Genomic DNA, 9033 nt, shown 5'->3' with positions numbered 1-9033 from the left:
GCCTTCAGCGGAATGAGGCTTCCGTCGCTCACGCGTTCGTACTGCATGAACACGTTATTCCAAATTTCAATGTAGCGGTCGTTTTCGCCGTTCACGCCCTTGATCGGGTCCTTGAACGTTTCGGCCTGCGTAGCGAGGTCGCCGCGGTCGTAATGGATTTCGGAGCAGGGGCCGCACGGACCGGTGTCGCCCATTTCCCAGAAGTTGGAGTGAGCGTCAAAACGCATGATGCGGTCATCCGGAAGACCAGACACGTCCTTCCAAATCTGCCAAGCTTCGTCATCGTCCTGGTACACGGTGGCAAACAAACGTTCCTTCGGGAGCTTCCAAACTTCGGTGAGGAGTTCCCAAGCCCAAGAAATAGCTTCTTTCTTGTAGTAATCGCCGAAGCTCCAGTTACCGAGCATTTCGAAGAAGGTGTGGTGGTAGTTGTCGCGGCCGTGAACATGAGCGTCGGGTCGTCATGCGGAACCACCGGCGAAGAACGCACAAAGAGGTGGCCCTTGGATTCAAAGAACTTGATGAAAGATTCGCGCACTTGCGCAGAAGTCATTTTTTCGGACATAGCTATTCCTTTTTATTTTACGGGCACAAATTTAGCAACTTTTGCATAAGGCGAGTGAAACGGGACTGTTTACAGGCTCACTTCCGAGCCTAGCAAAAGACACTCGAAGTGTGTCAAAGGCGAACGCAGCGGCAAAAGTGTGCAAGGTTCGAAAGCGCAAAAACATGTTTTTGCATTTTCGAACCGCAGCCACTTACGTCATAGACGTCAAACAACTTGTTGTTTTGACATTGCTGAGCCGAGCTAAATGCGTGCAAATTGAGTGCCGCAGGTAATGTTTACATTACCTATGGCCGAAATGCAGCCGCATGGCATCGGAGATGCCCAATGCGCTCCGAAGGAGCGCCAAGATAGAAAAGTAGGAAGTAGGAAGGATTTTGAGTTTAGAAAAGGGGCAAGTCTTCCCCTCGCTTCAGCCCTTACGGGCTTCCGCTACCCTTTCTAACGGGGGCACCCCGTAACGCCCCGGAAATGCAATATAAAAAGGCGACCCCCGAACAAGTCGGGGGTGACAGTGTAATAGAAAATGTTACTGGATTCCCGCCTTCGCGGGAATGACAATGCTGACTTAATGGATCCTTCGCCCTACGGGCTCAGGATGACGTTTGCAACTTCACTGGATGCATCGTCTTCGACTCAGCATGACGAGTCGCAGCAACTAATACAGTTTTTTCATGTCGGTGAGGTGGCCTTCTTTTTCATGGAAAAGCTTGAGCGAGCCGCCCTGAACTTTCTGGAAAATCTTCGTGAGCTTTTCAACGACGGCCTGTTCTTCAAAGCCAACTTCATTGTAAGCCGTTTCACCAATTACAATGCCAACATTCATCAGATCCGGAGCCTTGCGACGCAGATAATTCAAAAGTTCTTCATCGCTGTTGATTTCATCCGTTGGCGCCAGCTTTTCAAATTCCGAAGGATCACGCGTGCTCACATGCAACGGGTACAAATCATCGGCAACGACCTGCCTAGAGTTTAGATAAAGTACATTACCTACATACAGACTAATTGAATCATTCAACACTTGGCGAACTTCAACAAGCACATCGCTTGTCACTGCGGCTTCCTGAATATCAAGCTTAGAAGGAGCACAAGCCATCAAAGCAAGTGAAATTGTGGCCATAGCCATTAAGAAAAATTTTTTCATGATAATCCTCAATATAGTTATTAGTAGGAAGTAGACAGTAAACAGTGGTTAGTAAACAGAACAGTTAAAAGAATAATCTTATTACATTCCAAGCAACAAACCAATATCTAATGACTAGCGACCATCGACCAATATACAATTATTCCTTTTTAGGAAAAAGTAAACAATAGTTAATAGTAAACAATCAATAGAAACATCCAACAACTAAAATTCAAAAAAGCCTCCCGGATTATCTCCGAGAGGCCATCCTCTACACACCAAAACTTTTATTTAGTTTGCTTCGTAGTCCAAGATAAGGCGGCAAACACCTTGTTCGACGATAACGTTTTCCTGGCGGAGGTTCACACGTTCCATTTCCCAGTCACCTCTTGCCCAGTGACTATCATCTAGATCGTCGCCATTGAAATCATCCTGCCAGAGCATCGTGAAGCCCTTGGTTGCGGCATCATAAGAATACACGCGGACGTAATCAATCTGCTGTTCAACCGGAAGGCCAACGCCACCAGCCCATTTGCCGGTCCAAGCAGCGCTATTAGAAGCCCAAAGGTTGAAACGGAGAGACTGTTCTTGAGTCAAGAACTTGACCTGGTCTGCATCGGCATGCGTTCCATGAGCACCACCAAGCGTATCGCGGCGCACTTCAACGCTGTCGATTTCCCATGCCACATATTCTGGAGTCCAAACAATGGCATAAAGGTGGAAATCCTGAGTGGCGTCAAAACCAAAATCGTGAAGCGGTTTGCTTTCAGTAGACGTATTCTTCTTAATAGACGGGTTGCCTTCGCGGGTGATGATATTGGACTGCCACTGAGCAGGAGCCTTGCCGAGCACTTCAATATCAATTTCATTCCAAGGTTCTTCTTCCTTAATCCAAGAGTTGTCGTAATAAACGAACATGGAGCTCACAGAACCAGAAATAGCAGCCATCTTCATGCGAGCTTCAAAACGTCCATACTTGAACTGATCTCTACCGGTAAGTTCAGCACCATAGAAGGAATAACTCTTCGTTGGGTCAAGTTCAGTCAGCTTCGGCACTGCATAAGTAAATTGAGATTCGGCAGAAGAAGCTACGGAGCTAGAGGAAACAACTGGAGGAACATCAACCGAACTAGAGGAAACAACCGGAGGAACATCAACCGAGCTAGAGGACAACGGCGGAACAACAGCATCGGAGCTGGAAGAAACTTCTGTCGGGGGAATCGTAGCATCAGAACTAGAATTTGCAACCGGAATCGTTGCTTCCGAGCTAGACGACACTGCGCCAGGCTGCAGAGCATTAACAAAATTTATGTTTTCATTATCATCGGAGCATGCGGTCATGAGCGCCACAGCAACCATCGGAAGAATAATCTTTTTCATAATCGACCTCTTAATTTCTTTTTCGATAAGATACCTTTTGTTATAGAATCATGTATATATAGTGAATGAAATTTGAAACACAACTGTATCGACCGTATTTTACATAATATTGTACCAATTTTACACAAAGAAACGCTTTTTCCATTTTTTGAACAAACATTAGCGTTGTAAGCTTTTCGTAAGCGGCTTTTTGGCATAAAATGGTGCATTTCATACCTTGCCCACCCTCTTTTAAATATGTATATTGCGGTTTACATTAAAAAAGCAAGAAAAAACAGGAAAAATCGCTACAATTCTTTTTTTTCAACTTGAAAAGTTAGGTATTTTTTTCAGTTGCACTAACAGTTTTGTACGAGCAAAAGAGGCTATATGCAGGAAGCATGGACAGGCTTTAAAGGCGGTCGCTGGCAGGACGAAATTAACGTCCGCGACTTCATCCAGAAAAACTATACTCCCTACGACGGCGACAAGTCGTTTTTGCAGGGCCCAACAGAAGCAACGAACAAGCTCTGGGCTGAACTCCAAGAATTACAGAAAAGAGAAATTGCAAAGGGCGGCGTCCTTGACATGGACACAGACGTTGTCTCTACTCTCACAAGCCACCCGGCAGGCTACATTTCCGAAGAAACTAAGGATCTCGAAAAGATCGTAGGTCTCCAGACCGACAAGCCGCTCAAGCGCGCATTCATGCCGTTCGGCGGCATCAAGATGGCTGAAGAATCTTGCAAGAACTACGGTTACACACCGAGCGAAGAACTTCACCGCATCTTCACAGAATTCCACAAGACGCACAACCAAGGCGTTTTCGACGCCTACACGCCGGCTATGCGTATGGCTCGCAAGGCACACATCATTACGGGCCTTCCGGATACATACGGCCGTGGCCGTATCGTCGGTGACTACCGCCGTGTAGCTCTTTACGGTATCGATTATCTCATCGAACAAAAGAAGGCCGACAAGGCTTTGACGGACGATACGGATATGCGCGAACACGTGATCCGCCAACGCGAGGAACTTGCCGAACAGATCAAGGCACTCGAAGGCATGAAGGTCATGGCGAAGATTTACGGCTATGACATTTCCAAGCCGGCAAAGAACGCCCGCGAAGCTGTACAATGGCTCTACTTCGGTTACCTCGCCGCCATCAAGACGCAGAACGGTGCCGCTATGAGCGTGGGCCGCGTTTCGACCTTCATTGATATTTACATGACCCGCGACTTGCAGAACGGCGTCATCAACGAAACCGAAGCTCAGGAAATCATCGACCATTTCGTGATGAAGCTTCGTATGGTCAAGTTTGCACGTATCACAAGCTATAACGAACTCTTCAGTGGTGACCCGGTGTGGGCTACGCTCGAAGTTGCAGGCCTCGGCCAGGACGGCCGCCATCAGGTGACCAAGAACGACTACCGTTTCTTGCACACGCTCGTGAACATGGGCCCGTCTCCGGAACCGAACCTCACGATTCTCTACAGCCCGCGCCTCCCGGCAAGTTTCAAGAAGTTCGCTGCTGAAATTTCCGTGAAGACCAGCGCCATCCAGTACGAAAACGATGACACGATGCGTCCGATTTGGGGCGACGACTACAGCATTTGCTGCTGCGTTTCTGCAACCCAGACCGGCAAGGAAATGCAGTTCTTCGGCGCTCGTGCAAACCTCGCCAAGACACTCCTCTACGCCATCAACGGCGGTAAGGACGAATGCCTCGTGAAGGGAACGCAGGTCGGCCCGGAATATCCGCCTATCTCTAGCGAATACCTCGACTACGACGAAGTCGTTCACAAGTTCAGTCTCTACATGGATTGGCTTGCCCACTTGTACGTGAATACTTTGAACTTGATTCACTACATGCACGACAAGTACTACTACGAAGCTGCCGAAATGGCTCTCATCGATACCAACGTTCGCCGCACATTTGCTACGGGTATCGCAGGCTTCAGCCACGTTGTCGATAGCCTTTCTGCAATCAAGTACGCCAAGGTCAAGGTCATCCGCGATCCGGCTACCGGCCTCGCTCAGGACTTCCAGATCGAAGGCGACTTCCCGCGTTATGGAAACGACGATGACCGCGCAGACGATATCGCCGTTTGGCTCCTCAAGACGTTCATGGCCAAGATCAAGCAGACTCCGACCTACCGCGATTCTGAACCGACTACTTCTATCCTTACCATTACAAGTAACGTTGTTTACGGTAAGGCTACGGGCTCCCTCCCGGATGGTCGTAAGCAGGGCGAACCGTTCTCTCCTGGCGCAAGCCCGAGCTACGGTGCAGAAAAGAACGGCCTCTTGGCATCCCTCAACTCTGTCGCCAAGATTCCGTACGAATACGCTCTCGATGGCATCAGCAACACGCAGACCATCAATCCGGACGCTCTCGGTCACGATGACGAAGAACGCACCAACAAGCTCGTGCAGGTTCTCGACGGTTACTTCGGCCAGAGCAGCCACCACTTGAACGTGAACGTATTCGGTGTCGAAAAACTCAAGGACGCCATGGAACATCCGGAGAAGGAAGAATACCAGAACTTCACGATCCGCGTTTCTGGCTACGCCGTGCGCTTCATCAAGCTCACTCGCGAACAGCAACTCGACGTGATTGCCCGCCAGGCACACGGCGTGCTCTAATCGCTCGGGAAAACGCTTGGAAAAGTTTTAAAAAGCGCCGCGATTGAGAAAGCCGCAAAGCTTAAAAAGGTTCCCGAAAGGGAACCTTTTTTGTTGCGCAAAAGGACAATTTTCGGCAAAAAATGGTACCAAAATGGGAAAAAGCACACATTTGGCAACACAATTCTTACTTTATATACAATAAAAATAAATAATCAAGTAAACCTAATGACACCAATCAAGTCTTTTTACTGTATTTGGTATCATTTCAATGTGTTTTTTAAGTCAAACGGGCTCAAAACAGATTAATTTATCATAAATTTATGTTACCAAACCGCCCAAAAAAGTCGATTTAGTAACACTTTTTGCAAATTTCGCCCCTTCAAAAACGTCAAATGCAGCGAAATCGCCGTAAATTTTTTGAGGAAATGCGGGCTTTGAAATGCGGTGAAAAGCCTCGAAAGGCGTGAAAATGGGAACTTAGAAATGCCGCCGCTACGCCACGATGTAATTTTCGTTCTTTTGGCGGCGAGCAAGCACGGATTCCAAAAATTGAATCACGGAACTTTTATCGCGCACAAGCCCGCGTTTATGGCTCAAGCAAAAATGCGATGCATTAAGCGACTTGAGCATTTTGATTTGCTGTTCGAGAATCTGCACGTTATACACGTCCGGTTCCCCATGCCCCACCATCGGGTAAGTTGCATCGCCCAAGAAAACATAGTCATCCACAACAAGCGCCAACGAACCTTTTGCATGGCTATTCGGAATCGGCAAAATTTCGATATGCACGCCATCATCAAACAAAAGCGGCTTCGTCACGGCAATCTTCTTGCGGTCGCTCATTTCACCCACAACTTTAGACGCATGCGAACCGACATAAAGCGTATCGAAATCCAGCAAAACCTCGCCATTGCAATGCCGCACGACATTCAGCAAATGGTCGCGATGAAAATGCGAAATGACAATGTTCTTTTGAAGCGGAACCGAGGCATCACTGCAACTATCGAGATTCGCGGCATTTTCCCCAACACGAGCATCGACAAGAACGCGCGGCAAAGCGTTGATAAAATCGACCGCCATATCGCAAGCGCCCACGTCAAAAATCCACCAGGCGCTATCACCACGCACAACAACAACGTCCGCACTCAGCGGCTCGTACGAAACCTGCAAATATTGAATTTTATCGGTAAGTTTAACAATTCTCGGCACAACGCCAAAGATAGAAAATTTTCGCTTACTCTTTATCCTTGTAAACAACGGTGTAAACATCGTAAAAATTCAGGTACTTGACACCAATGTACTCCGCAGGAACCTTCACACGATAATCGGCAAAACAAAGGCATTCATTAGTGGGACCACGATTATAATCCGGATAATATTCGAAAACATCATGAACCAATAAAGTATCACCCTGACGATCTAACTTTATATCTGTTACACGCCCGTATTCGGCACATCCTGCAATCGTATTCAGGAAAAAAACAGCGGATCCGTCTTCGTTCATCACAAAATCAATGGATTCATCGCCCCACTCTGCACGCTTTTCCAAATGCCCACCGCTACACGAACCTTTTCCAACTTCAAAATTCGAATTTTTCAACGCAACCGACTCCTGGCCCGCAGTGGCTCCACTCGCATTGTCAACGCCAGAATCATCAGAACAGGCGGTAACCCAAACAAAGGCCACCGCAGTCATCAAAACAAACAATGAATTTTTCATAAAGACATCCTCCTCATCTTTTCTTTAAATATAAATGAATAAGATATTAAAAAAGAATAATTATTCAAGCAATACAGCGCATTGACATGCTATGATTGGCTTTTTATTCGGGGTTTGTATTATATAGAGAAAAACGGCTCTCCGCCAGGATTCCTTTTTTAATGCAAAAAAACATCTGCGGGCGGTCAGAGTGGATGCTTTCAGCATCAGCAATTACGGCTCAGCTATGTTTGCACAAGTGCAACCGCAGCATTCGCCTTTGATGCTTTTGACGCCTAAGGCGTTAGCGGCTTCACTCGGTTATGCCGGTCTGCGAGCAGCCCGTCGCAACACTCGTTTTGCACGCTACTGCGAAGGAATAGCCTTGGCCGACGCCTCCATTTTCACGACGAACAATCATTACCCTCAAATTATTTGACTATTTATCTCGCATCGTTTAGACTTATACATAAAACCACAGACTTTATTCTGTAATCAAAAATATCACTTTCATGCGGAGCAAGACTTTTTTATTTTTGGGACATGACTCTCGGAAGAATCAATAAGCTTGAAACGTTCGGATCGGTCGATGGACCGGGAATTCGATTTGTCGTCTTTACGCAGGGCTGCCCCATGCGCTGCAAGTTCTGCCACAACCCGGAAACTTGGGACTTCGGCACAAAAAGCGCAAACGGAACCGAGAACGGATCGTTTGAAATCTCCGCAGAGGATTTGCTGAAAAAAGCCATCCGCTACAAGCCCTACTGGGGAAGCAACGGCGGCATCACCGTCAGCGGCGGCGAACCATTGGCGCAAATAGACTTCATGATTGAGTTTTTCGAAGCCGCAAAAGCAGCCGGAGTCCACACGTGCGTTGACACATGCGGAATCACATTCCGACGCACCGGCGAAGCATTCGCAAAAATCGAACGCCTGATGAAAGCAACAGACCTTCTGCTCGTAGATATCAAACACATCGATGGCAAAGCACACAAAGAACTCACTGGCCTAGGTAACGAAAACATCATCGAATTTTTCCGCTATTTGGATGAAATCCAAAAGCCCATCTGGATTCGCCATGTGCTCGTGCCGGACATCAGCGACAACGACGAAGCACTCACGCGCACCCGCGATTTCATCCGCACACTCCACAACGTCAAGCGCGTCGAAGTCCTCCCCTACCACGCATTTGCGCTAAGCAAGTACAAAGAACTCGAAATCGACTACGCGCTGAAGGACACGCAATCGCCTTCCGCAGAACGCGTTCAAAACGCCAACGAAATTCTCGAAACCGCAAAGTATGTGGGATGGAAAGAGAAGTAGGCAGTAGACAGTAGACGGTAGGAAGAGATCATTATACGAGATGGTCGGGCATGACAATGCAAAAAAAGACGAGGCGCACAGCTTCGTCTTTAAAATTTAAATCAAAATTTCGCTCAAAACAGGAGATGCCCGCTCGGTGGCGGGCATGACAAGATGTGTTTGAGTAAAGGTTTACCTTTCAGCAAGGGTTAACGAAGCGCCGAACCCTGAAGCCGTTTAGCTTTTCAAATTTCGCTCAAAGTCACAAGCCACCCCTAAGAGGGGTGGCTTGCTTTGCCCCTAGAAGGGGCTGTTACTGCCAGCGCCTTAATGACGCTGGCTTTCTCTTCGTTCAAG

Annotated in this window: 6 protein-coding genes and 1 pseudogene; 2 read left to right on the top strand and 5 right to left on the bottom strand. The window is 47.6% G+C overall.

Features of this window, described 5'->3' with window-relative positions; translation table 11 throughout:
- The 3 genes and pseudogenes from HUF13_RS16955 to HUF13_RS16945 form a co-directional block, all read right to left on the bottom strand.
- Positions 1-553 (bottom strand): annotated as a pseudogene (locus HUF13_RS16955) (alanine--tRNA ligase-related protein); the annotation flags it as partial.
- Between the two features lie 670 nt (positions 554-1223).
- Complete coding sequence (locus tag HUF13_RS16950; RefSeq protein ID WP_173476207.1) at positions 1224-1709, bottom strand: hypothetical protein; 486 nt, start codon at positions 1707-1709, stop codon at positions 1224-1226.
- Positions 1710-1979: 270 nt separating this feature from the next.
- On the bottom strand, positions 1980-3068 hold the full coding sequence (locus tag HUF13_RS16945; RefSeq protein WP_173476206.1) for a family 16 glycosylhydrolase: 1089 nt from the start codon (positions 3066-3068) through the stop codon (positions 1980-1982).
- A 369-nt stretch (positions 3069-3437) separates the two neighbouring features.
- Between HUF13_RS16945 and pflB the strand changes: the two genes are divergently transcribed.
- Positions 3438-5693, top strand: coding sequence for a formate C-acetyltransferase (pflB, locus tag HUF13_RS16940; RefSeq protein WP_173476205.1), 2256 nt, complete (start codon positions 3438-3440; stop codon positions 5691-5693).
- A gap of 474 nt (positions 5694-6167) precedes the next feature.
- On the opposite strand, the gene HUF13_RS16935 is transcribed toward pflB, so the two are convergent.
- Together HUF13_RS16935 and HUF13_RS16930 are read right to left on the bottom strand one after the other, a co-directional pair.
- Complete coding sequence (locus tag HUF13_RS16935; protein ID WP_173476204.1) at positions 6168-6884, bottom strand: MBL fold metallo-hydrolase; 717 nt, start codon at positions 6882-6884, stop codon at positions 6168-6170.
- Between the two features lie 25 nt (positions 6885-6909).
- Positions 6910-7395, bottom strand: coding sequence for a hypothetical protein (locus HUF13_RS16930; protein WP_173476203.1), 486 nt, complete (start codon positions 7393-7395; stop codon positions 6910-6912).
- Positions 7396-7917: 522 nt separating this feature from the next.
- Here HUF13_RS16930 and pflA point away from each other — a divergent pair.
- Positions 7918-8697, top strand: a complete 780-nt coding sequence (gene pflA / locus HUF13_RS16925; protein WP_173476202.1) for a pyruvate formate-lyase-activating protein — start codon at positions 7918-7920, stop codon at positions 8695-8697.
- Positions 8698-9033: the final 336 nt, after the last annotated feature.

Source organism: Fibrobacter succinogenes (genome assembly GCF_902779965.1).
GTDB classification, from domain to species: Bacteria; Fibrobacterota; Fibrobacteria; order Fibrobacterales; family Fibrobacteraceae; genus Fibrobacter; species Fibrobacter succinogenes_F.
The sequence above is the reverse complement of the archived record's forward strand: the minus strand, read 5'-3'. Positions and strand labels throughout refer to the sequence as shown.

Bases quoted from the DNA above. Each gene is read 5' to 3' on its own strand.
- HUF13_RS16950 (WP_173476207.1), bottom strand. From the start codon at position 1,709: ATGAAAAAATTTTTCTTAATGGCTATGGCCACAATTTCACTTGCTTTG.
- HUF13_RS16945 (WP_173476206.1), bottom strand. From the start codon at position 3,068: ATGAAAAAGATTATTCTTCCGATGGTTGCTGTGGCGCTCATGACCGCA.
- HUF13_RS16930 (WP_173476203.1), bottom strand. From the start codon at position 7,395: ATGAAAAATTCATTGTTTGTTTTGATGACTGCGGTGGCCTTTGTTTGG.
- pflB (WP_173476205.1), top strand. From the start codon at position 3,438: ATGCAGGAAGCATGGACAGGCTTTAAAGGCGGTCGCTGGCAGGACGAA.
- pflA (WP_173476202.1), top strand. From the start codon at position 7,918: ATGACTCTCGGAAGAATCAATAAGCTTGAAACGTTCGGATCGGTCGAT.